The organism is Acidovorax sp. GW821-FHT10A04, from assembly GCF_059415825.1.
Genome location: NZ_JBWKNZ010000018.1, coordinates 81,970 through 105,344 on the forward strand (window position 1 = coordinate 81,970; position 23,375 = coordinate 105,344).

Consider the following 23,375-nt stretch of genomic DNA (forward strand, 5'->3'; position numbering starts at 1 on the left):
CTGGCGGCCCCTGCGTGCCCGCGGGCCCGGTGCACTCACCTGGTGGCGGATGGGGCGTCCGCGCCACCGGGGGCACGGATCTTTTGCAGCTGCTTGCCAAACCACTGAGCGCTTGGCTGAACGGCGCCGTTGCAACGGACCTCGTAGGCCCGGCCCGAGGCGCTGCTCGACGAGGCGGCCAGCTCGATGAACTTTTCTGCACTGGGCAGTGTGCTGCGCTTTTCGATGTATTCGAGCTTGCGCAGCAGGTGGGTCTTGGCCTCCGCGGCGTTGTGCCAGGACCCATTGCGCTGGAACTCGCAGCCCGAGGACTGCAGCGCAGCCAGCAGCGCATCGATCTCGCCGCGCACCGGCGCGGCCGCAGGGGCTGCGCCTGAGAGGCCGGCAGCCAGGCAGAACCAAAGAACGATGAAAGTGCGCAGCATAGGTTTCGCCATGGTCAAAGAGGATACCTCGGCGGTACAGCGCCTCAGCACTCGTAGGGGCTGATCCTGAACACCCCTGGCGCGCCCGGCTGGCTACAGCCCCTCACGCACCGGTACACAGGCCAGTGGCGGTCACTGCAGACCTTTTGGTTGCCGGGCACGCGGCGGTAGGCGGTGCCCGCCAGCACCGTGATGCCATCGGCGCGGCAGGCAAAGCCAGATACGCCGTCCGGCGCCAGCTGGCACTGGCTATCGAAGGCAACCATGCCCGGCTCTGCGGGCTGGGCCGCACCGGGCAGCAGCTTTCCATCGGGCCGAAGGAGGTTCACCCCGATCATCAGCCTGTCGTACCCACAGCCCCCGTCGGTGACGGTGACTTCATGGGTGGCAGAGCGCCCGGTCCAGTCTTCGGAGCAGCCGGCATGCCCTGCCCCGCTCAGCAGTAAAGCAGCCGCCAGGACTAGGCATGCGCGCAAGGTCCTGTACACGGGCCGACCGATCAGATCGGCTGCGCGATCAGGTCGTGACCGCGCACGCCCACGATGCGGGCGCGCGTGAACTCGCCCACCTTCATGGTCTTGCTGATCTTCTCGGGCGGCAGCAGTTGCACCGTGCCGTCGATCTCGGGCGCATCGGCATACGTGCGGCCCACGCCGCCCTTGCGGCCCAGGCCCGGGGCGGAGTCGACCAGCACCTGCATGGTGGCGCCCACGCGGCGCTGCAGGCGAGCGATGGAGACTTCTTCGGCAACGGCCATGAAACGGGCGCGGCGTTCCTCGCGCACTTCCATGGGCAGCATGCCGGGCAGCTCGTTGGCGGCGGCGCCGTTCACGTCGCTGTAGGCAAAGCAGCCCGCGCGGTCGATCTGCGCCTCGCGCACGAAGTCCAGCAGGTGTGCGAATTCTTCCTCGGTCTCACCGGGGAAGCCGGCGATGAAGGTGCTGCGGATGACCAGCTCGGGGCAGATCTCGCGCCAGCGCTGGATGCGCTCCAGGTTGCGCTCGCCGCTGGCGGGGCGCTTCATGCGCTTCAGGACATCCGGGTGGCTGTGCTGCAGAGGCACGTCCAGGTAAGGCAGCACGCGGCCCGTGGCCATCAGGGGCAGCACGTCGTCCACGCTCGGGTACGGGTACACGTAGTGCAGGCGCACCCAGGCGCCGTAGGGCTCGGCGATCTCGCCCAGGGTCTGCACCAGTTCGAGCATGCGCGTCTTCACAGGCTTGCCGTCCCAGAAGCCGGTGCGGTACTTCACGTCCACGCCGTAGGCCGAGGTGTCCTGGCTGATCACCAGGAGCTCCTTCACGCCGCCTTCGAACAGGGCCTTGGCCTCGCTCAGCACGTCGCCGATGGGCCGCGACACCAGGTCGCCGCGCATCGAGGGGATGATGCAGAAGGTGCAGCGGTGGTTGCAGCCCTCGCTGATCTTGAGGTAGGCGTAGTGCTTGGGCGTGAGCTTCAGGCCCGCAATGCCGAAGTTGCCGGGCACCAGGTCGATGAAGGGGTCGTGCGGCTTGGGCAGGTTCAGGTGGACGGCGTCCATCACCTCCTGCGTGGCATGCGGGCCGGTCACGGCCAGCACGCTGGGGTGCATCTGGCGCACCATGTTGCCGCCATCCTCGCCGGCGCGCGCGCCCAGGCAACCGGTGACGATCACCCGGCCGTTCTCGGCCAGCGCCTCACCAATGGTGTCCAGGCTTTCCTTGACGGCATCGTCGATGAAGCCGCAGGTGTTGACGATGACGAGATCCGCCCCCTGGAAGGTCTTGGAGGTTTCGTAACCCTCGGCGCTCAGCTGCGTCAGGATCAGTTCGGAATCGGTCAAAGCCTTGGGGCAGCCCAGGCTGACAAATCCGACTTTGGGTGTTTTCGTGGGGGACAGTACTTCGCTCATATCCCCGTATTGTCCCAGTTCTGGGGGCAAAGGGGTATGGAGGGGGCTCTCCAGGGGCTGGCAGATGCCTTTTGGCGGGGCCCAGTGGCTGCCAGGGCGACCGTGCGCCTGGCCGCAAGGTGGGCCTGGCTACCCGCTCACCTCCACCCGCACCACATGCCCGCGCTCGATGCAGCAGGTGAAATGGCGCCGGGCCGGGCCGTCCTGCAGGCATTCGAACGACAGGTCCCAGGGCTTGAACTCGTCGCCATCGGCCGGAATCGACAGGGCCACCCACTCGAAGGCCTCCCGCCAGTCGGCGGGAAACTGCCGGCGCACCCACTGCTCGTACTCGCCGACCAGCAGGTCCTCCCCTTTGTGGAAGGCCAGGTCGGGGTCCTGGGTGTAGCGCTCGAAAAACGCCACCTGCCCCGGCACGGGCTCGGACTCGCCCGGGGCCTCGATCGCCAGGGTGAGGGGGCGGCCAGCCAGCTGGGTCTCGCCTTCCCAGTAGGCACCGTGTTTGGCACGGATGAGCAGCAGGTCGCCGAAGACGGGGTGTGCGAGCCTGCGGCCCCCGCCCCCGAAAAGGCGTTGCAGAAAGCCCATGGCGACCTCCGCTTCGTTCGGGTCAGCGCTTGAGGCCGAAGGCCCCCAGCATCTGCTCTGTCTGTTTTTGCATCTGTTCCTGCATCTGCGTGAGCATGGACTGGGACTGCTCGACGTAGTTGCCCATCATGCCCTTGAGCATGGGCGACTGCAGGTTCATGAACTGGGCCCACATCTCGGGCGTGACGCTCTGGCTCTGCTCGGCCAGCTGGGCCTGCACGTCCGTGAAGGCCTGCACGTTCTTTTCGAGGTAGGCGCCCATGAAGCCCTGCATGGCATGGCCGTAGAAGCGGATGATGTTGGCCAGCACCGCCTCGGTGAACATGGGTGCGCCGCCGGCCTCTTCTTCCAGGATGATCTGCAGGAGGATGCTGCGCGTGAGGTCTTCACCCGTCTTGGCGTCGCGCACCACCACGTTGTGGTGGGCCATCACCAGCTCGCGCACTTCGGCCAGCGTGATGTAGGTGGAGGTGTCGGTATCGTACAGGCGGCGATTCGGGTACTTCTTGATCACGCGCTGTGCAGACTTGCCGCCGGCGGCGGGTGCTGCAGTTGCGGTTGCGGCTCCAGCGGGGGCGCTGCTCTTCTTGTCGGGCACTACGGACTCCTCGGGCGCTCGGGCCCATGTGTGACTGGTCTATGGCTATTGCAGTGCAACAGATTCTAGGCAGTCCCGGCCATGCCACCGGCAAAGGAATACCCTGATTGGGAAGAGTCGCGCATTTGACAGCGCTGCCTGCCTGCGGGACGAAGGGTAGCGCGCCACAAAAGTCCCAGAAACGCCAAAGGGGCGCGCACTGCCGTGTGCCGCCCCTTTGGGTGTTGCTGCGCGCGCAATGCGCCGGTCAGTGGTAGACGTAAGTGGCGCTGTAAGGCAGGGCCAGGCCCGACACGCTCAGCGTCATGGCGATGGCGCCGGTGCCTTCAATGACGTTGAAGGTGCAGGCCTTGACCGTCCAGTTGCCGGCCAGCGCGCTTTGCTGCTGGCTTTGGGTGATGGGCAGGCGCAGTGACGCATCGCTGCAGAACTCCTGCTGGCTCATCGGCCGCGTGACATTGACCAGGGTGATGGGGTTTTGCGCCGTGGAAACGGCCGTCACGCGCACGTCCAGCAGGTGGCCGGTGCTTCCGACGCCGGTGAAGGGCGGGTTCGTCACCACGCCGCCATAGCTCACCAGCGAAAAGGAGGGGTTGCCCAGGCTGACCTGGGTGAAGATATCCTTGCCCAGGGCCAGCCTGGGCACGAGCAGCAGGTTGCCGTTGCTGAGGAACTGGTTGTCCTCGCCCACCACGGCGGGATCACCGGCCTTGAGCACGCCCGCGTCCAGCAGCTTGATCACCACATTGAAGTACCTGGCGTTGTCGATCTGCAGCACGGGCAGGCTCAGCGTGCCGGTCGTGCCATCGAACACTGCCGGATCCGCTGCCTGGGCCCCGGCCATGGCGCTCACGAGAAACGCCGCAACCGCGAGGTTTTTGGGGTTCGGTTTCACGTCTGATCTCTCCTGAAAGCCCTTGCGGGCCTGTAACCGTTAACGTACATCGTAACCAACTGAGTCGGGCAACAATCTGCGAAACCCGACGTGGCGGCGTAGCACATGCACCACACCTTAATGGGTGTATTGTCCGCCAGGGTGGGGCCGCATGCTGGTGATCAAGAACACATCCAGATGCAGATAGCGCCTCATTTTTCAGCACCCACCGCCGCCATTCGTCTCACAGAGCATGGCAACACACACCAAGTAGACACATAAGAGCATTCAACAGCACCAATGGCAGGCCAACGGGCGGCTTCATCTGCCCCAGGTATAGGCATTGGCTGGCATACGCAACCCGGGGACGGAGGTACGGTGGTTTACAGACCACCACCCTTACAGGAGTTCACCATGCCAGCACCCGCACCGCAGCCGATGCCCCCCATCGATACCCCGCCACTCGAGCAGCCGCCCCAGCCGGCCTGGGCACCCGAGCCGCCCCAGGGCGACCCGCCACCCGGCCCGGCAGAGTCGCCCGTGCAGGACCCGCCGCCCCATTTTTGAGCAGCCGTACGGGGGGCGCAGTTCCCCCGGCTGCGCGCAAGGCTATGCGCGCGCACCTGCCGTGCGCGGGAACAATCTGGCCACGAGGGCTGTGTTGCCCCAGGGTTGCCGGGGGTTTTTTGCCCGCCTACCGGTTGGGCTGCGGCACCGCAGCGTAGTTGGAGGCAATGGCCTGTAGCACGGCACCGATCAGTGCGGTATCCCCCGCTTGGGTGGGTAGCACATCCTTGACAATCTGCACCGCATACTGGAGTTGTTCCTTGGCCAATGCCGCAGACATGGCGTTGCCCCGCTTTTCATTGGGGGCAGCGTCGCGGATGGTGAGGGACATGGGGTGCTTTCGCGGGAGGGAAAGCACAGAGTATGGACCTCCCCCAATGGCCCTATCGGTCGTATATTCCACGGGTGATGTGACCCCACCGTGACCCGCGCGCGCCCGGTGCTGCCCAGACAGCCGGTGCGCGGGCCCCTTGTGCACACAGGGATGGATGAAAGGCAAGGCCCGGCAGGTGTTTTCTTCGCGAACCGACTCCCCAGGGTCTTCTGCCAAAGACCGCTCTTCGCTGCGGCTCGAACCGTGGCGGGTGTTCTTGTTCGTGTTTGCCCTGGCCGGGGTGGCCCTCGCCGTGCAGCTGTACACCGCGCGCCACGCCATCCGCGAGGTCGAGGTGGCCCGCCTGCAGGACGTGAGCCGCTATGTCTCGGAAAACCTCACGCGCCAGCTCAAGGGCCTGAACGAGGCGCTCACGCGCATCAGCCGGGACTACCGTGCCTCGGCGCTGGCGGTCTCGAGCGCCGACTCCTCGCGCCAGCTGCACCTGCTCACCGACGTGATCCAGGCCGTGCGCGGGCTAGCGGTATACGACGCCAATGGCACGGCCGTGGCGTCCGACCGGGCCGTCGACGTGGGTCGCGACTTCTTTGCCAAGGAGTTCTTTCGCACCGTGCAGGGCCGGCCGGACCCGCATGCGCTCTACCTCTCGCGCCCCTCGGCCTCGGACGACGAGGGCGTGGCGCTGCACCTGTCGCGCGCCGTGTTCGATGCCGCCGGGCAGTTCACGGGCGCGGTCACCGCCACCCTGGACGACGAGTTCTTTGCCTTCACCCTGCGCGCGGCGCTGTTCGCACCCGACATGCGGGCCACCATGGCGCACGCCGATGGCGAGGTCTTCGTGACCGTGCCCAGCACGGGCTCCGAGCGCATGGCCAACCTGGCCAGGCCGGGCTCCGCGTTCGAGGCCCATGTCCAGAGCCAGCGCCAGAACACGGTGTACGAGGGCCTGGTGCCGGCCACCGGCCGCGAGCGGCTGGTGGTGCTGGCCAGCGTGAAGCCGCAGGGCCTGGGGCTGGACAACACCGTGGTGCTGGCCGTGAGCCGCGAGCGCTCGGAGGTCTACGCCCCCTGGTACGCCCAGGTGCGCCTGTATGCCACCCTGTATGCCGCCGTGCTGGTGCTGGCCACCGGCCTGCGCCTGTTCGAGCGCCGCCGCCTGCGCCGGCTGCTGGCGCAGGAAGAGGCCTCGCAGGCCGCGCTGCGGCTGACGGCGGCCCGCCTGGAGCGTGCGCTCGACGGCGCGCAACTGGGCCTGTGGGAGCTGCAGGTGGACGCGCGCCAGCTGCGCATCGACGCCCGGGGCGCGCGCATGCTGGGCTACGGCGATGCCGAGGTGGTCCGCTCCGTCGATGAATGGACCGCCACGCTGCACCCGGCCGACCGGGCCGGCAACACCGCCGCCTTCTCCAGCCACCTCAGGGCGGCCAGCCCGGCCTACGAAAACGAGTTCCGCGTCAGCGTGGGCGATGGCGGGCAGTTCGTGTGGCTGTTCAGCCGCGGCAAGGTGACCGAGCGTGCCGAGGGCGGCGCACCCCTGCGCATGATCGGCACCTTCATGGACATCACCGAGCGCAAGGCCAACGAGGCGGCACTGGCGGATGCCGCCCTGCTGCAAAGGCGCTCCGGCGAGATCGCCCGGATCGGCGGCTGGACGCGGGACCTGGCCACGGGACAGTCCCAATGGACCGACGAGGTCTACCGCATCCACGACCTGGAGCCCGGCAGCGCTCCCGACCTGCCGCGCACGCTCGACTACTACACCCCGGCATCGCGGCCCCTGATCGACGCCGCTGTGGAAAGGTGCGTGCAGCACGGCACGCCCTGGGACCTGGAGCTGCAGATCGTCTCCGCCAAGGGGCGCCTGCTGTGGGTGCGCACGCAGGGCGAGGCCATCCGCCGCGACGGCGCCATCGTGCGCCTGGCGGGGGCCTTCCAGGACATCACGGCACGCAAGCAGGCCGCGCTGGAGCTCGAGCGGCTCAACGCCACCCTGTCCGAGCTGTCCTACCAGGACGCGCTCACCGGCCTGGGCAACCGCCGCCTGTTCGACGACACGCTGCTGGCCGAGTGGGCGCGCAACGCGCGCCAGGGCTCGGCGCTGTCGCTGCTGATGGTGGACGTGGACTACTTCAAGCGCTTCAACGACCGGCACGGCCACCAGGCGGGCGACGAATGCCTCAGGCGCGTGGCCAGCGTGCTGCGCGATGCGCTGTGGCGCTCGCACGAGCGTGCCATGCGCTACGGCGGCGAGGAGTTCGCCATCCTGCTGCCCGAGACCACCATGGAGGGCGCCCGCCTGGTCGCGCAGCGGCTGCTGGACGCGATGGCGGCCGCGCGCATCGCCCACGGGGCCTCGCCGCTGGGGCCCTGGGTCACGCTGAGCATCGGCGTGGCCTGCGTCGCGCCATCGGCGGACGGCAGGCCCACCACCCTCACCCGGCGCGCCGACATGGCCCTCTACCAGGCCAAGGGCCAGGGCCGCGCGGGCTTTGCCACCGACGAGACGCCCGCGAGCGTGCTGTGACCCGCAGGCCCACCCCGGCCGGCCGGCCAGGCGCCCCGCTCGGCGAACGCCAGGGCCGTGGCGAGGCCGGGGGCACAAGCACCCTGGGGCGCCTGGGGCTCAGAACACCGACAGCCCCGTCCTGGCCGTGAACATTTCCAGGGCGCGCATGCCCAACAGCGAATTGCCGGTCCCGTCCAGCGCGGGCGACCAGACGCACAGGCTCAGGCGGTCGGGCACCACGGCCACGATGCCGCCGCCCACACCGCTCTTGCACGGCAGGCCGATGCGGAAGGCGAATTCACCGGCGGCATCGTAGGTGCCGCAGGTCAGCATCAGTGAGTTGATGCGGCGAGTCTGCCGCTCGGTGAGCAGTGGCTCACCGCTGAACGGGTGGCGGCCGTCGCGGCACAGGTAGCCGGTGGCGCGCGCCAGCTGCAGGCAGCTCATGCCCACCGCGCAGTGGTGGAAGTAGGCATCCAGCACGGCGGCGACATCGTTGTCGATCTTGTCGAAGCTCTTCATGAAGTTGCCCAGCGCAATGTTGCGAAAGCCGGTGGCCGCCTCGGAGGCAGCCACCTCTTCGTCGAAGTGCACCGGCTCGTTGCACAGGCTGGACAGCAGCTCCAGCATGGCGACCTTGGCATCGCCCCGGCTGACCAGGCGGTCGGTGACGGCGATGGCGCCCGCGTTGATGAAGGGGTTGCGCGGCATGCCCTGCTCGGCTTCGAGCTGCACCAGCGAGTTGAACGGGTTGCCCGAGGGCTCGCGGCCGATGCGCTCCCACAGGCTGTCCCCCAGGGCCTGCATGCCCAGGGTCAGCGCGAAGAGCTTGGAGATGCTCTGGATCGAGAACGGCGTGGCGCTGTCGCCGGCCTGCGCCTCCTGGCCGTCGCAGGTGCGCAGCGCGATGCCGAACTGCGCTGCCGGCACCCGCGCCAGCGCCGGGATGTAGTTGGCCACCTGGCCCTCGGCCCCGAGCTCTGGGCGCAAGGCCTGGACGATTTCTTCAAGAACGGGCTGGAACTGCATGCGCCGATTATCGGCCTGCAGACAGACAGGGGTTACCTGCGCTCATCGGCGCTCCACGCTGCCATCCAGCAGGGCGCGCACCCGGCGCGCCATGTCGTCCACCTCGAAGGGCTTGGTGAGGATCTCCATGCCGGGGGAGACAAACGGCTGCGAGGCCGAGACCTTCTCGGCATAGCCGGTCATGAACAAGATCTTCAGGTCCGGCCGCTCGGCGCTGGCCGCCTCGGCCACCTGGCGGCCGTTGAGCCCCGGCAGGCCGACGTCGGTGATGAGCAGGTCGATGCGCCGCTCGCGCACCCGCAGCTGGTCCAGCCCCGAGAGGCCGTCGTGCGCCTCCAGCACCTGGTAGCCCAGGTCGCGCAACACCTCGGCCACCATCTCGCGCACCAGGGTTTCGTCCTCCACCACCAGGATCACCTCGCCCTTGGCCGCTGCCGCCGTGGCGGCGGGCGCGGGCAATGGGTGAGCGGGACGGTCCTCGGCATGGAAGTGGGCCGGCAGGTAGATACGGACCGTGGTGCCCTGCCCGTACTCGCTGAAGATGCGTGCATGGCCTTCGGACTGGCGGGTGAAGCCATAGATCATCGACAGCCCCAGGCCCGAGCCCTCGCCCACCGCCTTGGTCGTGAAGAAAGGCTCGAAGGCATGGGCCAGGGTCTCGGCCGTCATGCCCGTGCCCGTGTCGGTTACGCTGATGCACACGTAGGGGCCGGGCTTGACGCCGTGCAGGGCGGCGGCATAGGCCGCATCGAGTTCGGCGTTCTGGGTTTCGATGGTCAGGTGGCCGCCGGCCGGCATGGCGTCGCGGGCGTTGATGGCCAGGTTGAGGATGGCGCTTTCGAGCTGGTTCTCATCGCACAGCGTGGTCCACAGCGTGGGCGACAGCTGCAGCGCAAGCTCCACTTTCTCGCCGATGGTCTGGCGCAGCAGATCCTGCATGGACATCACCAACGGATTGGCCCGCACGGCCTTGGGATCGAGCGGCTGGCGGCGCGAGAACGCCAGCAGCCGATGCGTGAGCCCCGCCGCGCGCGAGGTGGAGGACAGGGCCCGCCCCACGTAGGTGTCCAGGTCGGCCGCAGCGCCCTGCACGCCCTGCCCCAGCCGTTTGCGCAGCAGCTGCAGGTTGCCCATGATCCCCTGCAGCAGGTTGTTGAAGTCGTGCGCGATGCCGCCGGTGAGCTGGCCCACGGCCTCCATCTTCTGTGCCTGGCGCAGCGCCTCCTCGTGCAGGCGCAGCTGCTCGCTGCGCTCGGCGACCTGCGACTCCAGCGTGGCGTTGAGCGTCTGCAGCGCGGCCTCGGCTTTGCGGCGCTCTTCGATCTCGCGCTGCGCTGCCTCGAACAGACGTGCATTGTCGATGGCGATGGCCGCCTCGGCCGCGAGCAGCGCCACCGAGCGTTCGGAGCGCTCGGTGAACACCCCCGCACGGGAGTGACCGAAGAACAGCCCACCGATCACTTCGCTGGCGCGGTTGACCACCGGCACCGCCAGGTAGCTGGTCACGGCCAGATGGCCCTTGGGCATGCCGTGGTAGGGCGCGCTGTGGCCATAGCGCGGGTCCTGGGTGATGTCGTCCGAGCGCACGATGCCCTCGCCCCCGAAGGTGGGGCCGAACACCGCCGTATTGCGCGGCATGGGAAAGTCCTCGAACGCCGCGCGCGGTGCCCCCGACAGGGTGTACAGGGTGTAGCTCTCGCCGGCTTCATTCACCAGGTTGTAGAAGAAGGCCCCAAACTGCGCGCCGGTGACCTCCACGCCAGCATCGGTCACCGCCTGCACCACCTTGGCCAGGTCGTTCTCGCGCGCCAGCGTGGCGCCGGCGCGGTTGAGCACCTCGAGCGTGCGCTTTTCCTCGCGCAGCGCGTCCTCGGACACCTTCCACTGCGTGCGGTCGCGCAGTACCTTCACAAAGGCCACGGGCGCGGCAGCAGGGTCGGTCACTGGCGTGAGTTCGCCCACGGCCCAAAAGCGCGAGCCATCGGAGCGCATGCGCCAGCCCTCGTGGCCGCCCCGGCCCTTGGCCAGGGCATCGGCCATCTCCTCGGTCACGCGCGCCTGGGGGTTCGTCTCCTCGGGGAAGATACACAGCAGCGTCTGGCCGCGCATCTCGTCCTCGGTCCAGCCCAGCAGGCGCACAGCGCCGGGGTTCCAGCTGAGCACCGCGCCACGGCTGTCCAGCGCGATGATGGCCGTGTCGGTGGCACTGTTGATGACGGTGGATAACGCGGCTGCGCTCAGTTGCATGGGGTGTCTCGTTGAACACGTTCTTGTGGGCAGATGGGTCCCCGCTCGGGAATAGCCCACCAATGGCCCAATGATGGCGCACTGTACCTTCTCAAACCCATTTGAACCACCGGGTGTTCATGGGGTGGGCACGCTCTGACCCGCCCCACCTTCAACCGGGTGCGGGATCGGGCAGCGCCATGCACTGCGCGAAGAAGGCATCGAGCTCGGTGGATTTGTCGAACACGCCATCGGCGCCCAGCGCCTGGCAGCGGCGGCGCATGTCGGGCGTGGCGTAGTTGGAGAGCACGTAGACATGCTGGCCGGGATTGCGCTGGCGTACGGCCTGCAGCACTTCCAGGCCGGAGCCGGCGGCCAGGAACAGGTCCACCACCATCAGCTGCCACTGGCCGTGCCAGCGTTCCAGCGCGTGCCGGGCGCCGGTGGCCGTGGCGGCAATGGCAACAACGCGTGCATTGCCCAGCTCCTCCAATGCCGGGACCAGGGTCTCACTGATCATTTTGTTGTCTTCGACAAGGATGGTGATGAAAGGCATCGTGGACCGTGCCGGTTACACCGGATAGAGGGAAGCTGCCTACAATCTAAGCGCGCAACCGAATCCGGCGTGTAGGCATATGCCCCGCGTGTAGGGGCTGCTACACGATTGTGTGATCTTTTCCACCACTGAGCCTGAAATATGTCCCGTGATGCCACCCCACCCCAGGCCGCAGAAATCGCCGATGTGCTGAACCAGAACGCCGAAGCGGCCGAGCAGATCAAGGCCACGGCCAGCGAACTCAACGTGGTTCACGCCGTGCTGTCCACGCAAATCCCGCCCGATTCGCTGGAGGGTGACCTGCAGGCCGCCGTGGAACGCACCGACGAGCTGGAGCAGCAGCTCAACGAGACGGCCGAAGCACTCGAAAAGTCCAACGACCTGCTGCGCGAGATCGACGCCAAGCAAAGCGCCGCCGCCAAGACCCAGAAATAGGCAGACAGAAACGCGGCCCGCCAGTTGTGGCCTGCGTGCGACGGCCGCCCGGGCAGCGGCATCATCCTACAGCCGCGCCCCGCATGCCTGCGCACACTGTACTTTTGCGCAGCCGCGGAGGCCCCATGGCCACTCAGCCCCCATCACCCGACAGCAAGCCCCGCAAAGACCCGGATCGCCCCACCCCGGCCTTCACGGAAACCGATGCCACCGCGGGAAAGCGCAAGCCTGCGGACACGGCGCCCGAGCGCGGTGACACCACACCCACGGCCCCGGCACCCCACCCGCCAGAGTCAGATGTGGATCCCGAGACCCCGGCAAGCATCAATTCCCCCTGATGGAGCCCTGCACCCGCCAAAAGGCATGGTGCTCACAGCGGCGTCAGCGCCTCGGGCAGGCACGACTCCTCATGCCCCACCAGGCGGATCCACATGCCGTTTTTGCGGATGATGATGTAGTCGACGGTGACGACGCGGCCTTTGTAGAGGAATTGGGAGCCGGGTTTGTACAGGACCATGGAGCAGACGAAGAAGGCGGATTGCAGACAGAAAAGGCGTCTGCAAGAAACAGGCCTTTATGGTGCCTGCAGCGGTGCCCTCCGGTTGTGACAGCCGCCAAAAACCTGGTGCCCCGATGGGCTGTTGCTTGACGTATTGCGGCCCGCAGCGGCTTGGCGTCCACCGGCAAAAATGCACCTGCGCTGGCGTGTCAGTGCTCGCCGATGGTCAGGCCGCGTGCAGGCGTGTCCGCACGCGGGGACGGGGCCGACGCCGATTGCGCCGACAGGGGCTGGGACGCCACGGGCAGGCGGCTCAGCACGCTGGCCTTGATCTCCGGCCCGGCCATCTTGAAGGCCACCACGGCCGCGACCAGGAGAACAGCGATGGTGGCGGCCACGCCGAACACCCGCGAATCGCCCGCACCGTCAACGCCCTGCAGCATGCCGTAGTGGCCCGATGTGTTGCTCATGCTTTTCATGTGGTTCCTCCTGGCTTGTGTGGTGCACTGAAGTTAACGGCCGGCGGGCGTCCGGGCTGTCGGACAAATGCCATTCCTGGCTGCGGAAAACCCGCACCCCGGCCAGCCCCGTGGCGCCACGAAAAAAGCCGCCCCGGAGGGCGGCTTTGCAGCATGGATTTGGCAGCAGAAAGCGCTTTTTACATGCGGTTCCAGGGCCATTCGCCACACCTGGACTGTGATACCGTCACATTCGCCAACCGGCGCATGGCGGTGTCGTCGTAGATGTAGCTCAGCCGCACACCCGCCTGCAGGTCGGGAACCACATGCGGATCACGGCACAGCGTGCCCATCAGCTCGCGCTCCACCACGGCCTCGAAGTCCGGCCGCACCCCGGCCGGGCTTACCAGGAACTTCACCGTCACATGCCGGCCCGCGTGCGTGGCCGAGGTGGACAGAATGCGCCCGTCGCGCCGTTCGCGCGCGTCGGAGTTGTACTCCTCGGCCAGGCGCTTGGCCCGCGCCTCGGCGCTCAGGCGCGGCGTGCGCTCCCCCGGCACACGGGCCATGAGGAAGTTCTCGTCGCACACGCGCAGGGCGATCTGGATGCCCGTGGGCGTGGGCTTGTTGGTGGCGTTGTCCACACAGCGGTCGTACTGCGCGCGCGCCCTGGGGCCCAGTTCATCGCGCGAGCGTAAGGGATAGTCCTGCGCCATGGCGGCGCAGGACAACAGCAGCGCAGCGCCCAGAGCGGCTCCGCGTGCCAGTGGATGCATGGTACTCATAGTGGATTTCCCCCGGGTTCTTGTGTGTTGGTGTGTTCATGCCGGGTGCCTTCGTACACGCCGACGAGCCTGCAGTCTGCTCGCGCCCCGCCCCTGCGACAAGCTGTGTTGCCTGCGGTAACCAGCCCAGGCTGCGCCCTGCCTTCAGCCTGCGGCAAACGTCACCACGGCCACCAGCAGCAGCACCGCGGCGGCTGCCAGCCACATCACGCGGGGGCTGTACTGGCCAAACTCCAGCTCACCGTCGTCTGCCAGGCCGGCATCGGCAAAGGACATCTGGCGCTGGAATGGTTTGCTGGTGTTCATGGTGCTCTCCCGGGTTGGATGTATGCAAAGGTAGCTGGCAAGCCCAGCCGTCCGTGTCAGACAAGTTCCCATCCTCGCAGCAGACGGACCCGATCGCACTTTGGAAATGGGTGCGGATGTGACATACCGCACGGAGAGCGCACGAAAAAGAAGGGGAGGAAAAGGAGAGGACGCAAGGATGGATCGCAGGAGCGGCGGCTACTCGAACACCTTGCCGCTGTGCTCGCACACCCAGCTGCGCGCGTGGGCCAGGGCCTCGTCCTCGGTATCGAAAGCGTCCTCGGGGCCTACGTTGAGCACCTCGCCCCCGGTCAGCTCCACCGACACCACCGACCATTTCTCACCGCGCACCAGGGTCACCCAGCAGCTGTCCGAATCGCTGCACCGCAAGCGGTGCTCCGTTGTCACCATGGCCATCGGCAGGTCCTTTTCTGTCCACGCTGGCAACCCCGCAGGGCAGCACGCCAGCACATCGATGGACCACTGTACGGCGGGTGCGCGGCCCCACGCGTCAGCCAATGCCTACAAAAACACCCTCGCCTGCCGTGCGCCGCCCCAGCTCAGGGCAGCAGTGCCTCGGTGTCGAGCCGCAGCTTGTGCGCCATGGCATGCTGCAAGGTGGTGGCCACCCCGCTGCGCTGGTACCGTCCGCCGGAGAACGGGAACGGCTGGCCATCCGGCAGCACCCATTGGTTCGATGCGGCCTTGAAACGCACGAAGGCCAGGACCACATCGCCCTGCAGCGGCACCCGCGACGCGCAGCTGAACACGGCGACCCGGTCCATGTAGTTCTCGCCGCCCAGGACCCAGCGGCGGGACAGGTCGATGTCACCCACCGGCGTGCCGAAGGTCAGCAGCTTCTCGCCATCGCCGCTGTGCTGGCCTACCGTGATGCCCAGGGTTGCCAGGGCACTGCGGTACTCGTCGACCAGCGCCAGGAACTCGCGCAGCGCCGAGCCCGACTCCTGCGCGGAGTACGCGATCCTGTGCGGCGTGACCGCGTCCAGGTAGTCGGTGAACTTCGCTGCCATACCGTCTTCTCCGATGCTGCCAGAGCGCCTTCGGCAACCGCCGCCCGGCAATGCCACCCACAGCGCTGCACGATGGCCCCGGCGCAGGCAGATGTCAATCCGGGTGCCACCTGGCTGTGCCCACCCTACGGACGCATCCGCTTCCATTCGCGGTGCATCTCCTGAAGCAGCAGCCGCGCCAGGAAGTCCGGATTGTGCTTGACCAGCGCGCTCTTGGGCGCCAGGCCCATGGTGAGGCAGGTGACGGTAAGCGTCCCGTCCTTCACCTTCCAGGTGCCGACATGCCCTTCATGTTCCAGCTGCCCGCTGCCAACGCAATCGCCTGAAGAGTTCTCGGTCATGGTGTCGCTCTGGATGGAAGATGGGTCGATGGTGCCCCGCCAGCACAGACGAGCAGCCCGCGCGCCAGCGCCGGCCAGCCTGCTATGCCGATGGCGTGGCCGAATGGCTGCGGATGATGTCTGCCACCTTTGCGAACTCGTCCAGGGCGCTCGGAACGAAGTCGATCACGGGGTTGCTGGCGTTCCAGGCAATCCGGTTGAAGGTCTGCGCGGTCTTGCTGGCCGTGCGCTCTGCGGACAGGGCGGCCTCCTCGCGGATCTCTGCGGCCAGCGCACGTACCTGCGCCGTGGCGAGCAGGCGCTGTTCGAAATCATTCATGTCGGTTCACTTTCGCAGGGAAAAAAGGCCAGCCCCCGCGAAAATCGCACAGGTGCAGGCCATTGTGCGCCACAAGCCGCAGGCAGCAGGCCGCTGGCTGCCCTTGCTGCATGGCGGGTCTTGCCGCCCGGTGCCCTGTCCGACCAGGCTAACGCCGCACCTTGCACAGCGATTCCCACAGCGAGGTCGCCGCGCTCGGCTGTGCACCGCACTCGAAGGCCAGCTTCAGGAATTCCTCCGCCGAAAGCGAGATTTCCTGCGGCAGCGCCTTGACCACCTGCATGGCGCTGGGCTTGAGCCGCTCGATCTCCCAGCTGGAGAGCCGGCCATCGGACAGCGCGGCCTGCCGAAACGCCGCCAGGATGTCGGCCGGAAGGTTCGGCCCATACAGGTAGTACTCGAGCCGGGGCAGAAAGCTGGCGGCGAGGTGCGCCCCGTCGGCAGGGCTGCCGTTGGCCTCGAACCAGTCCTCGCGCGAGCGCCCGCGCCCTGCGGGATAGCGGTCGGGCACGGTGTAGTAGCGAATGCGCTCCACAGGGATGGCGCCCCGCCCCTCCAGCGATTCGAACAGCCGCGCCATGGGCTCCAGCGAGCGCACGGTGGCATCGTCGTGCCGGCGGCTGAAGTCGATCTGGCCCAGCCATGCTTGTTCCTGATCGGTAAGGGCGATGTCCGGGGTGCGTGTCATCACCCCATTCTGCCCGCAGGCACGGCCCAGGCGCCAAGATAAAAGTTTGGCTTGTCGGAATCCCGATACTCGAAAACCATGGCAAATCTGCTACACCCTGTCCGGTATGCGGGAGCGCCGCGTTCCCAGCACCACCAGCGGCACGGCCACCGCGTACACCGCCACCACCAGCAGCCAAATGGCGCCGGGCCAGTCCGACCGCACGGCGTGGTAGAACGCCGAGAAGCCCAGCGGCGCGATGATGGACGCCAGGCTCATGGCCGAAGCCAGCACGCCCTGGAACTGCCCCTGCAGGTCGGCACCCACCTGGCGGCTGGCCAGCGCCTGCAGCGCCGGCGTGCCGATGCTGCCCAGCGCAAACACCGGCATGGCCACGAACACCATCCAGCCCTGGCGCATGAAGGCCATGGCCACCAGGGCCCCGCAGGCGCAGGCAACACCCGCAAGCACCGCGCCGCGCTCGCCCAGCCAGCGGCTGGCCGGCCCGGGCGCGAAGGCCTGCACAAGCATCTGGCACACGCCGAACGCACCCAGCGACAGCCCGATCCAGGTGCCGTTCCAGTGGAAGGCGTCGCCGCCCCACAGGGCCCAGCAGACCCCATAGGCCTCCCCGGTCACGGCGAGCGTGAAAAAGGTGAGCACCAGGGGCAGCAACTGCCGTTGCGAGAACACCCAGGCCAGCGGCCGCAGCGGGTTCAAGGCGGCCAGGTCGATGTGCCCCCCGCGGCCCTGGCGCGACTCGGGCAGGGACACCCATGCCAGCACGAAGTTGGCGCCGTTGAGCACCGCCGCCGCGATGAAGGGCAGCCGCACCCCGTGGTCGCCCAGCAGGCCACCCAGCACCGGCCCGGCGATGAAGCCCGCACCGAACATGGCGTTGAACAGGCCAAAGCGCCGCGCGCGCTGGTCCTCGGGCGTCACATCCGTGAGGTAGGCCGTGGCCACCGACATGCTGGCGCCGGTGAGCCCCGCGATAGCGCGGCCCAGCAGCAGCAGCGGCAGGCTGGGTGCGCAGGCCAGCAGCAGGTAGCTGGCGCAGGCCCCGGCCAGCGACAGCAGCAGCACGGGCCGGCGCCCGAGCCGGTCGCTGAGCGCACCGAGCACCGGCGCGCACACCAACTGCATGGCGGCGTAGAGCGCCGCCATCACACCGACGACCGGCGCCACCTGGGCCGCATGGATGACGTCCTGCACCAGCGCGGGCAGGATGGGAAACACGAGGCCGATGCCCATGGCATCGAGCGCAATGCACAGGTAGATGGCGAAGAGGGAGGGGGTACGGTGGTGCATGGCGGCAGGCGTTCCAGTCTGTGCGGGCACGGTTCAAGGTGCTCGCAACAAGGTCCGACGGATGTCGGGGGAAACGCTGGCCGGATCACCCCTGTGGGGCCGATGGCGTGTGCGCGGCTGCTGGCTGCAGGTGGTGTGCCCACCTGGCGAAGGCCAGCGGCCGTTTTTCGCGGTTGTTGTGGGCCACAGTATGGCACGGCGCGCACCCGCGCGAAAAAAAGCGGGCTGCCAGCCCTGCATGGCCGGCAGCCCCAACACCTCGGAGATCGGAAAGCCCGCGGGCCGTGCTCAGAAGCTGTGGCGCAAGCCCACGTCGAAGCCGCTGGAGCTGCCGTTGGCCGCCGGGCTGCCCGCGCCCTGGGTGACCGTGGCGAACGCACCGCCACGGTTGTTCAGGCGTGCATAGGTGGTGTACAGCGCCGTGCGTTTGGACAGGTTGTGCACATAGCCCAGTGCCAGCTTGCGCGCGCGGTTGTCGGACGCGGCAAACTCCTGCCGGTACTGCGAGTACGACACCCGCACCTCGCCCACGCCCACGGGCACCAGAGCACCGGCGAGCCAGCCATGCCCGTCGGCACGCAGCGCTGGGCCGCCTGCCACGGCACTGGCAGAGCCCGTGTCGCGGGTGACCTGCCCCACCAGCCGCGCCACGCCCAGGTCCCACTGCGCGCCGATGTTGGCCTGCCGTATATCGCCCAGCGCCCCGGCGCGCTGGGTGCGGCCCAGGGCCAGCGCCACGTTCACAGGCCCGCTGGCGTACCCAAAGCGCGCCCCGGTGCCCGTGCCGTCGCTGGCGGTGCCGCCCGCGGCATTGCTGGCGTTCTCGCCGCGGTAGTGCATCACCTGGCCATAGAAGCCACCCAGGTTGCCCGGCAGCAGGTAGCCGATGCTGTTGGAGGCCCGCGCCGCGGTGAAGGGCGCGCCCGTGACGATGCTGCCGAAGGTCAGCGTGGCGCCCACGCCCACGTTGCCATACGGGTCGAAGATGGTCAGGTTCCAGAACTGCGGCGTGTAGTCGCGCCCCAGGCGCACCTCGCCCCAAGGGCCGGCCAGGCTCACGGTGGAGCGGCGGTTGAAGGTCAGCCCCTGCCCGCCTGCAGCCGCCGGGGCCGCGCCCGAGGCCTGGTTGTTGCTGTTGGTGGCCAGCCCGGTGCCATCGTCGTTGTTCAGGCCCGCCTCGAGCCAGAACGATGCGGACAGGCCGCCGCCCAGGTCCTCCACGCCGCGAAAGCCCAGGCGCGAGTTGCTGAAGCCCGAATTGGTCAGCCGGCTGACGCTGGCGCCACCCGTGTTCGAGATGTGCTGCAGCGTGGCGTCGACCACGCCGAACAGGGTCACGGACGATTGCGCCGCTGCCGTGCCAGCCACGGCCCATACGGCCAACAGGGTTGCTGTCTTCTTCATGGGATTGTCTCCATCCATCCAGTTGGTTTGCTTGGTTGCTTGCTTCAGGCATGCGGCGGCCAGGCACCGGGCAAGCCGGGCACCAGGAAGCGCATGCAGGAACTGCTGGGCCCCGCCCCTGCTTCATGGGCGGCGTGGGCGCATGCTCCCGCCGCCGGCGGACGGCCGGCGGTCAGGGGGCTGTGGTGGTCAGGGCGCGGCCGGTGTTCAGCCGGTGTTCGGCCGCGGCGGGCTCAGAACATGCCGTTCTGGTTGGCCGCGGTCTCGGGCACGGGCTGCATCACGTCCCAGTGCTCGACGATCTTTCCCTGGTGCACGCGGAAGATGTCCACCAGGGCCATGCCCCGGTCGTCGGGCCCGCCGCGCTGCGCATGGGAGTGCAGCACCACCAGGTCGCCCTGGGCGACCACGCGCTTGACGGTGGAGCGTGCCTGCGGCGCGCTGCGCTGCAGCTCGCGCACAAAGCCCTGCAGCGGGGCCAGGCCCGTGGGCACGCGCGGGTTGTGCTGGATGTAGTCCACGGCCACGTAGCGGGCCGCGGCATCGGCATTCTTGCCGTTGAGCACCACCTCGTAGAACTCCAGCACCAGCCGGGTGTTGGCTTGCTCCACCGATGGGCCCGGCGCGCCGGGCCCCAGCGACGAGCAGCCCACCACCAACAGGGCCGCAGCCCACAACGCAAACAGTTTTTTCATGGTCGGTTTCCTTTTCTGCATGGCATCAAAAACGGGGGTGCGCATCGGCTTTCACGACCTGGTTGCGCAGCGTGCCCAGGCCCTCGATCTCGGCTTCCACCATATCGCCCACCTGCAGCAGGCGCTCGGGAAACCTGCGGTGAAATCCGGCGCCGCCGCCCGGCGTGCCGGTGGTGATCACGTCCCCGCATTCGAGCCCCAGCCGGGACCAGTACGCAAAGATCTGGCCGCAGCTGAACAGCATGCTGCGGGTGGAATCGCTTTGCCGCACCTGGCCGTTGACGCGCAGGCCGATGCGCAGGTTGCCGGGGTCGGCGATCTCGTCGCGCGTGACCAAGAATGGCCCCATCGGGCAGGCCGACTCGAAGTTCTTGCCCGCAAACACGATGCCCGAGGCCTTCTCCTCCAGGATCACGTCGCGCATGCTCAGGTCGTTGACGATGGTGAAGCCGGCCACGCAGTCGAGCCAGTCCTCGGCGGCCACGTCGCGGCAGTTGCGGCCCACCACCATCGACAGCTCGACCTCGTAGTCGAGCTCATGGCCAAAGCCGGGGTAGACGATGGGCTGGTCCGAGCCCACCACTGCGGTCGACATCTTGAGGAAGGCCGGCGGGTAGCTGGGCAGCTCGGTGATGGCGCCGGTGTCGCGCCCCTCCTCGATGTGCGCACGGTAGTTGGCCCCGATGGCCACCACCTTGCCCGGCCGCGGGATGGGTGCCAGCAGGGTCACGCTGCCACGCCCATGCAGCACGCCGCACTCCAGCAGCTGCTGCACGCCGCCGGCGCCCCTGCCCAGCCAGTGCCGGACCTGGTCGAACGCGCGCTGGCATGCGGCCATGGCCGTGGCACCGCCGGCCAGCAGGGTCTTCATGTCGTGCGTGATGAGCGCCGTGGCCGTGGCGGCCGCGCCGGGCTCGCGGTCGACCTGCGAGAGCACCTGGGTATAGGCGCGCACGGCATCGACCAGGTAGGCGCCACCGGCATGCTCCAGGTAGATGCCGATGCGCGGCTCGCGCCGGCCGGCGGGAAGGTAGGTGGCCAGTTTCATGGGATGGATGTCCTCTTGTCGTGTTCGATCTGCCGCACGATCTGCACGGCGCGCTCGCGCGCCGCGGTCTGGTCCAGGGTGGCGCCAATGCGCGCGCTGGCGGCTTCCGAGATGCGGGGCCCGGCCACCGCCACGGAGGTGACGCCCGCCACGTCCAGCAGCGCGGGCTCCACGGTGCCGGCGGTGGTCACGGGGCGGTAGTCGCAGCCCGCGCACATGCCGGTGTAGCGCACGGTGACCCGGCCATCGCCGGCCACGCCGACGAGCTCGATCTCGCCGGCATGGGAGCGCACCAGCACGTTGACCGATTCGATGCGCGTGGCGAGGGCCTGGGTGTCGATGGCAGCGGCAGCCATGTCAGCGCCCCAGGGCATCGAGCTCGGCCCGCTTGGCTGCGATGTCCACGCCCATCAGCCGCGCGAAGTTCTCGCCCAGGATGGCGCGCTTGTCCTCGTGCGTGATCTCTGGGTAGCCGTAGCCGTCGCGCAGGTCGTCGGGGATCTGCATGCCCATGAAGGCGTCCAGGTAGGGCTTGGGGCCGCCGGCCAGCGCCGCTTCGGAGCCCCACAGCAGCTTGCCCGCACCGCCCACCTGCAGCAGCCGCCCGATGTGGTGCTGCACCCGGCGCGGCGCGATGCGGTACATCGCCATGTAGCCGGCCAGCGACAGGTAGACATTGGGAAAGCGCGCGGTGATGGACACCATCTCGTCGAAGTACGGCAGCGCGAAGTGGTGCACGATGAAGTCCATGTCCGCAAAGTCGCGCATGGGGGCCTGCAGGTCGATGGGGCTCAGGTACTCCATGTTCTGCAGGCCGTGCGGGTTGCCCTTGTGGAACTGGATCACCTTGATGCCCAGCTCGCGCGCACGCTCGTACAGCGGGTAGGCGATCTTCTCGTCGTCGCAGCGCCAGCACTGGCGCGTGTTGACGTGGCCGTTGTAGAACTTGAGCGAACGCGCGCCCAGTTCCTTGACCTGGTACTCCATCTGCTCCAGCGCGGCCGACAGGCCCTGGTAGGCCGGGTCCACGCCGCCGCACAGCAGCACGCGCCCGGGGTGGGCCTGTGCCATCGCGTGCTGCGACTTCACCGGCGCATACCAGTCCTTGAACCAGTCGAACATGGGCACCACCTGGGCCATGGCCATGTCGGTGGGGGCCTTCCTGAACACCAGGTCGTACATGTCGTCCACGCCCCAGCGCCGGCCCCAGTCGAAGGCCTTGTCCTCGTGCAGGGGGTAGCCCGTCCAGCGCAGGCGGGCGACCTCTTCCAGCGTGTGGTCGCGCGCCTCCTGCGCGTCGGCCACGTCCTGGCGCACGTTGACGTTGGACAGGTCGTACAGGTGGATGACGTTGTCGAAAATGAAGCAGTCTTCAATCATGGGTCGGTTCTCGTGGTGGCGCGGGGATCAGTCGGGCTTGACGCCGGTGCGGCGCACCAGCGCCGCCAGGCGCGTGGTGTCTTCCTGCACGCGCAGCTGGAACTGCTCGGGCGTGGTGTGGATGGGCACGAAGCCCAGCTCGGCCGAGCGCGTCCTGAACTGCTCGGTGGAGATGATCTGGTCGATCTCGCGCGCCAGGCGGGCGACGATGGCCTTGCCCACGCCGGCCGGCGCGAACACGCCGAACCAGACCTTGAGGTCGTCGACCAGGTCCACGCCCTGCTCCCTGGCCGTGGGCGTCTTGGGCAGCAGCGCGTAGCGCTGGGTGCCGGACACCGCCAGCGCACGCACGCGGCCCGCCTTGTCCAGCGGCACGGCATCGAAACCCGAGGTGATGATGGTGGTGACCTGGCCGCCCAGCAGGTCCTGGATCGCCGGGGCCGTGCCCTTGTAGGGGATGTGCGTGAACTCCACGCCCGAGCCGCTGGCCAGCAGCGCGCCCATGATGTGCGATGCCGAACCCGAGCCGGGCGTGCCATAGGTCACCGAGCCGGGCTTGTCGGCCGCCATCTTCACCAGGTCCTTGTAGCCCTTGATGGGGGAGTCGGCCTTGACCAGCAGCACCAGCGGCATCTCGGCCACGATGGCGATGGGCAGCAGGTCCTTCTGCGGGTCGTAGCCCAGCCGGGCGTGGTAGTTGGGCGCCAGCGCCACGGCATCGCTGCTGCCCACGCCGAGCGAGTAGCCATCCGCCTCGGCCTTGCTCAGCAGGTTCAGGCCGATGGTGCCACCGGCCCCGGCGCGGTAGTCGAAGTACAGCGGCTGGCCCAGCCGCGCGGCCAGCGGCTCGGTGACCAGGCGGAACACCGCGTCCCCCCCACCCCCTGCTGCATACGGCACCACCAGCCGCACGGGCTTGGTGGGATAGGCCCTGGCATCCGGGGCCTGCGCCCAGCTGCCCGGCAGGGCCGACAGGCCAATGGCCAGGGCGGCCACGTGGATCATCCATTTCATCGCTTGTCTCCTTGAGGGCTTGCTGCCCCTGTTCCCGGACCATGCAAATTGGTTCGATGTAAAACTAGTTTAGGTATGATATGGTTCG

Annotated in this window: 29 protein-coding genes; 3 read left to right on the forward strand and 26 right to left on the reverse strand. The window is 68.1% G+C overall.

The annotated features are described in order from the left end of the window. Nucleotides 1–35: 35 nt before the first annotated feature. The 6 genes from AC07PF_RS28675 to AC07PF_RS28700 form a co-directional block, all read right to left on the reverse strand. Entirely contained in the window at nucleotides 36–437 is a 402-nt protein-coding gene (locus AC07PF_RS28675) for a DUF5329 family protein (protein ID WP_494614166.1), read from the reverse strand. Between the two features lie 32 nt (nucleotides 438–469). Further along, entirely contained in the window at nucleotides 470–763 is a 294-nt protein-coding gene (locus AC07PF_RS28680) for a hypothetical protein (RefSeq protein ID WP_494614167.1), read from the reverse strand. A gap of 161 nt (nucleotides 764–924) precedes the next feature. Next, a complete protein-coding gene (gene rimO, locus AC07PF_RS28685) occupies nucleotides 925–2,316 on the reverse strand; it encodes a 30S ribosomal protein S12 methylthiotransferase RimO (RefSeq protein WP_007858220.1) in 1,392 nt (463 codons plus the stop codon). A gap of 129 nt (nucleotides 2,317–2,445) precedes the next feature. Continuing rightward, complete coding sequence (locus AC07PF_RS28690; RefSeq protein ID WP_494614168.1) at nucleotides 2,446–2,904, reverse strand: hypothetical protein; 459 nt, start codon at nucleotides 2,902–2,904, stop codon at nucleotides 2,446–2,448. 22 nt (nucleotides 2,905–2,926) lie between these two features. Beyond that, nucleotides 2,927–3,502 carry a polyhydroxyalkanoate synthesis repressor PhaR gene (gene phaR, locus AC07PF_RS28695; RefSeq protein ID WP_007858222.1) on the reverse strand — a complete coding sequence of 192 codons (576 nt, stop codon included), beginning with the start codon at nucleotides 3,500–3,502 and terminating at the stop codon, nucleotides 2,927–2,929. Between the two features lie 247 nt (nucleotides 3,503–3,749). Next, nucleotides 3,750–4,397: a hypothetical protein gene (locus AC07PF_RS28700; protein WP_007858224.1), complete on the reverse strand. Its 648-nt coding sequence runs from the start codon at nucleotides 4,395–4,397 to the stop codon at nucleotides 3,750–3,752. 393 nt (nucleotides 4,398–4,790) lie between these two features. On the opposite strand from AC07PF_RS28700, the gene AC07PF_RS28705 reads away from it, so the two are divergent. After that, on the forward strand, nucleotides 4,791–4,943 hold the full coding sequence (locus AC07PF_RS28705) for a hypothetical protein (RefSeq protein ID WP_007858225.1): 153 nt from the start codon (nucleotides 4,791–4,793) through the stop codon (nucleotides 4,941–4,943). Nucleotides 4,944–5,070: 127 nt separating this feature from the next. Here AC07PF_RS28705 and AC07PF_RS28710 read toward each other — a convergent pair whose 3' ends face one another. Then, nucleotides 5,071–5,274, reverse strand: coding sequence for a hypothetical protein (locus AC07PF_RS28710; RefSeq protein WP_494614169.1), 204 nt, complete (start codon nucleotides 5,272–5,274; stop codon nucleotides 5,071–5,073). 265 nt (nucleotides 5,275–5,539) lie between these two features. On the opposite strand from AC07PF_RS28710, the gene AC07PF_RS28715 reads away from it, so the two are divergent. Next, nucleotides 5,540–7,801: a sensor domain-containing diguanylate cyclase gene (locus AC07PF_RS28715; RefSeq protein WP_494614214.1), complete on the forward strand. Its 2,262-nt coding sequence runs from the start codon at nucleotides 5,540–5,542 to the stop codon at nucleotides 7,799–7,801. A 99-nt stretch (nucleotides 7,802–7,900) separates the two neighbouring features. Here AC07PF_RS28715 and AC07PF_RS28720 read toward each other — a convergent pair whose 3' ends face one another. The 3 genes from AC07PF_RS28720 to AC07PF_RS28730 all read right to left on the reverse strand — a co-directional run bounded on the left by AC07PF_RS28720 (nucleotide 7,901) and on the right by AC07PF_RS28730 (nucleotide 11,594). After that, on the reverse strand, nucleotides 7,901–8,812 hold the full coding sequence (locus AC07PF_RS28720; protein WP_494614170.1) for a glutaminase: 912 nt from the start codon (nucleotides 8,810–8,812) through the stop codon (nucleotides 7,901–7,903). Nucleotides 8,813–8,854: 42 nt separating this feature from the next. After that, a complete protein-coding gene (locus AC07PF_RS28725; RefSeq protein WP_494614171.1) occupies nucleotides 8,855–11,059 on the reverse strand; it encodes a response regulator in 2,205 nt (734 codons plus the stop codon). 151 nt (nucleotides 11,060–11,210) lie between these two features. After that, complete coding sequence (locus tag AC07PF_RS28730) at nucleotides 11,211–11,594, reverse strand: response regulator (protein ID WP_494614172.1); 384 nt, start codon at nucleotides 11,592–11,594, stop codon at nucleotides 11,211–11,213. A 141-nt stretch (nucleotides 11,595–11,735) separates the two neighbouring features. Between AC07PF_RS28730 and AC07PF_RS28735 the strand changes: the two genes are divergently transcribed. Then, on the forward strand, nucleotides 11,736–12,029 hold the full coding sequence (locus AC07PF_RS28735) for a hypothetical protein (RefSeq protein ID WP_007858235.1): 294 nt from the start codon (nucleotides 11,736–11,738) through the stop codon (nucleotides 12,027–12,029). A gap of 370 nt (nucleotides 12,030–12,399) precedes the next feature. Here AC07PF_RS28735 and AC07PF_RS28740 read toward each other — a convergent pair whose 3' ends face one another. The 16 genes from AC07PF_RS28740 to AC07PF_RS28815 all read right to left on the reverse strand — a co-directional run bounded on the left by AC07PF_RS28740 (nucleotide 12,400) and on the right by AC07PF_RS28815 (nucleotide 23,287). Then, a complete protein-coding gene (locus AC07PF_RS28740; protein ID WP_186457873.1) occupies nucleotides 12,400–12,546 on the reverse strand; it encodes a hypothetical protein in 147 nt (48 codons plus the stop codon). Nucleotides 12,547–12,737: 191 nt separating this feature from the next. Then, complete coding sequence (locus AC07PF_RS28745; protein ID WP_494614173.1) at nucleotides 12,738–12,998, reverse strand: hypothetical protein; 261 nt, start codon at nucleotides 12,996–12,998, stop codon at nucleotides 12,738–12,740. Between the two features lie 188 nt (nucleotides 12,999–13,186). Then, nucleotides 13,187–13,771, reverse strand: coding sequence for a hypothetical protein (locus AC07PF_RS28750; RefSeq protein WP_007858245.1), 585 nt, complete (start codon nucleotides 13,769–13,771; stop codon nucleotides 13,187–13,189). 144 nt (nucleotides 13,772–13,915) lie between these two features. Next, on the reverse strand, nucleotides 13,916–14,077 hold the full coding sequence (locus tag AC07PF_RS28755) for a hypothetical protein (protein ID WP_007858247.1): 162 nt from the start codon (nucleotides 14,075–14,077) through the stop codon (nucleotides 13,916–13,918). Between the two features lie 198 nt (nucleotides 14,078–14,275). After that, nucleotides 14,276–14,494: a hypothetical protein gene (locus AC07PF_RS28760; RefSeq protein ID WP_007858249.1), complete on the reverse strand. Its 219-nt coding sequence runs from the start codon at nucleotides 14,492–14,494 to the stop codon at nucleotides 14,276–14,278. A 143-nt stretch (nucleotides 14,495–14,637) separates the two neighbouring features. Beyond that, on the reverse strand, nucleotides 14,638–15,108 hold the full coding sequence (locus AC07PF_RS28765; RefSeq protein WP_494614174.1) for a hypothetical protein: 471 nt from the start codon (nucleotides 15,106–15,108) through the stop codon (nucleotides 14,638–14,640). Nucleotides 15,109–15,233: 125 nt separating this feature from the next. Beyond that, complete coding sequence (locus AC07PF_RS28770) at nucleotides 15,234–15,449, reverse strand: hypothetical protein (protein WP_494614175.1); 216 nt, start codon at nucleotides 15,447–15,449, stop codon at nucleotides 15,234–15,236. Nucleotides 15,450–15,531: 82 nt separating this feature from the next. Beyond that, on the reverse strand, nucleotides 15,532–15,768 hold the full coding sequence (locus AC07PF_RS28775; RefSeq protein ID WP_494614176.1) for a hypothetical protein: 237 nt from the start codon (nucleotides 15,766–15,768) through the stop codon (nucleotides 15,532–15,534). A 148-nt stretch (nucleotides 15,769–15,916) separates the two neighbouring features. Next, nucleotides 15,917–16,456, reverse strand: a complete 540-nt coding sequence (locus tag AC07PF_RS28780; RefSeq protein WP_494614177.1) for a hypothetical protein — start codon at nucleotides 16,454–16,456, stop codon at nucleotides 15,917–15,919. Between the two features lie 90 nt (nucleotides 16,457–16,546). After that, entirely contained in the window at nucleotides 16,547–17,746 is a 1,200-nt protein-coding gene (locus AC07PF_RS28785) for a TCR/Tet family MFS transporter (RefSeq protein ID WP_494614178.1), read from the reverse strand. Between the two features lie 288 nt (nucleotides 17,747–18,034). Further along, the gene (locus AC07PF_RS28790; protein ID WP_494614179.1) at nucleotides 18,035–19,150 is read right to left on the reverse strand and encodes a porin; all 1,116 of its coding nucleotides are present in this window, start codon (nucleotides 19,148–19,150) and stop codon (nucleotides 18,035–18,037) included. Nucleotides 19,151–19,383: 233 nt separating this feature from the next. Then, nucleotides 19,384–19,845: a nuclear transport factor 2 family protein gene (locus AC07PF_RS28795; protein WP_494614180.1), complete on the reverse strand. Its 462-nt coding sequence runs from the start codon at nucleotides 19,843–19,845 to the stop codon at nucleotides 19,384–19,386. A gap of 25 nt (nucleotides 19,846–19,870) precedes the next feature. Further along, nucleotides 19,871–20,893 carry a fumarylacetoacetate hydrolase family protein gene (locus AC07PF_RS28800; RefSeq protein ID WP_494614181.1) on the reverse strand — a complete coding sequence of 341 codons (1,023 nt, stop codon included), beginning with the start codon at nucleotides 20,891–20,893 and terminating at the stop codon, nucleotides 19,871–19,873. Further along, entirely contained in the window at nucleotides 20,890–21,249 is a 360-nt protein-coding gene (locus AC07PF_RS28805) for a NifU family protein (protein WP_494614182.1), read from the reverse strand. The genes AC07PF_RS28800 and AC07PF_RS28805 overlap by 4 nt, the downstream gene beginning before the upstream one ends. Before the next feature lies 1 nt (nucleotide 21,250). After that, nucleotides 21,251–22,273, reverse strand: coding sequence for an amidohydrolase family protein (locus tag AC07PF_RS28810; RefSeq protein ID WP_494614183.1), 1,023 nt, complete (start codon nucleotides 22,271–22,273; stop codon nucleotides 21,251–21,253). Between the two features lie 27 nt (nucleotides 22,274–22,300). Further along, entirely contained in the window at nucleotides 22,301–23,287 is a 987-nt protein-coding gene (locus AC07PF_RS28815) for a Bug family tripartite tricarboxylate transporter substrate binding protein (RefSeq protein WP_494614184.1), read from the reverse strand. Nucleotides 23,288–23,375 lie beyond the last annotated feature (88 nt).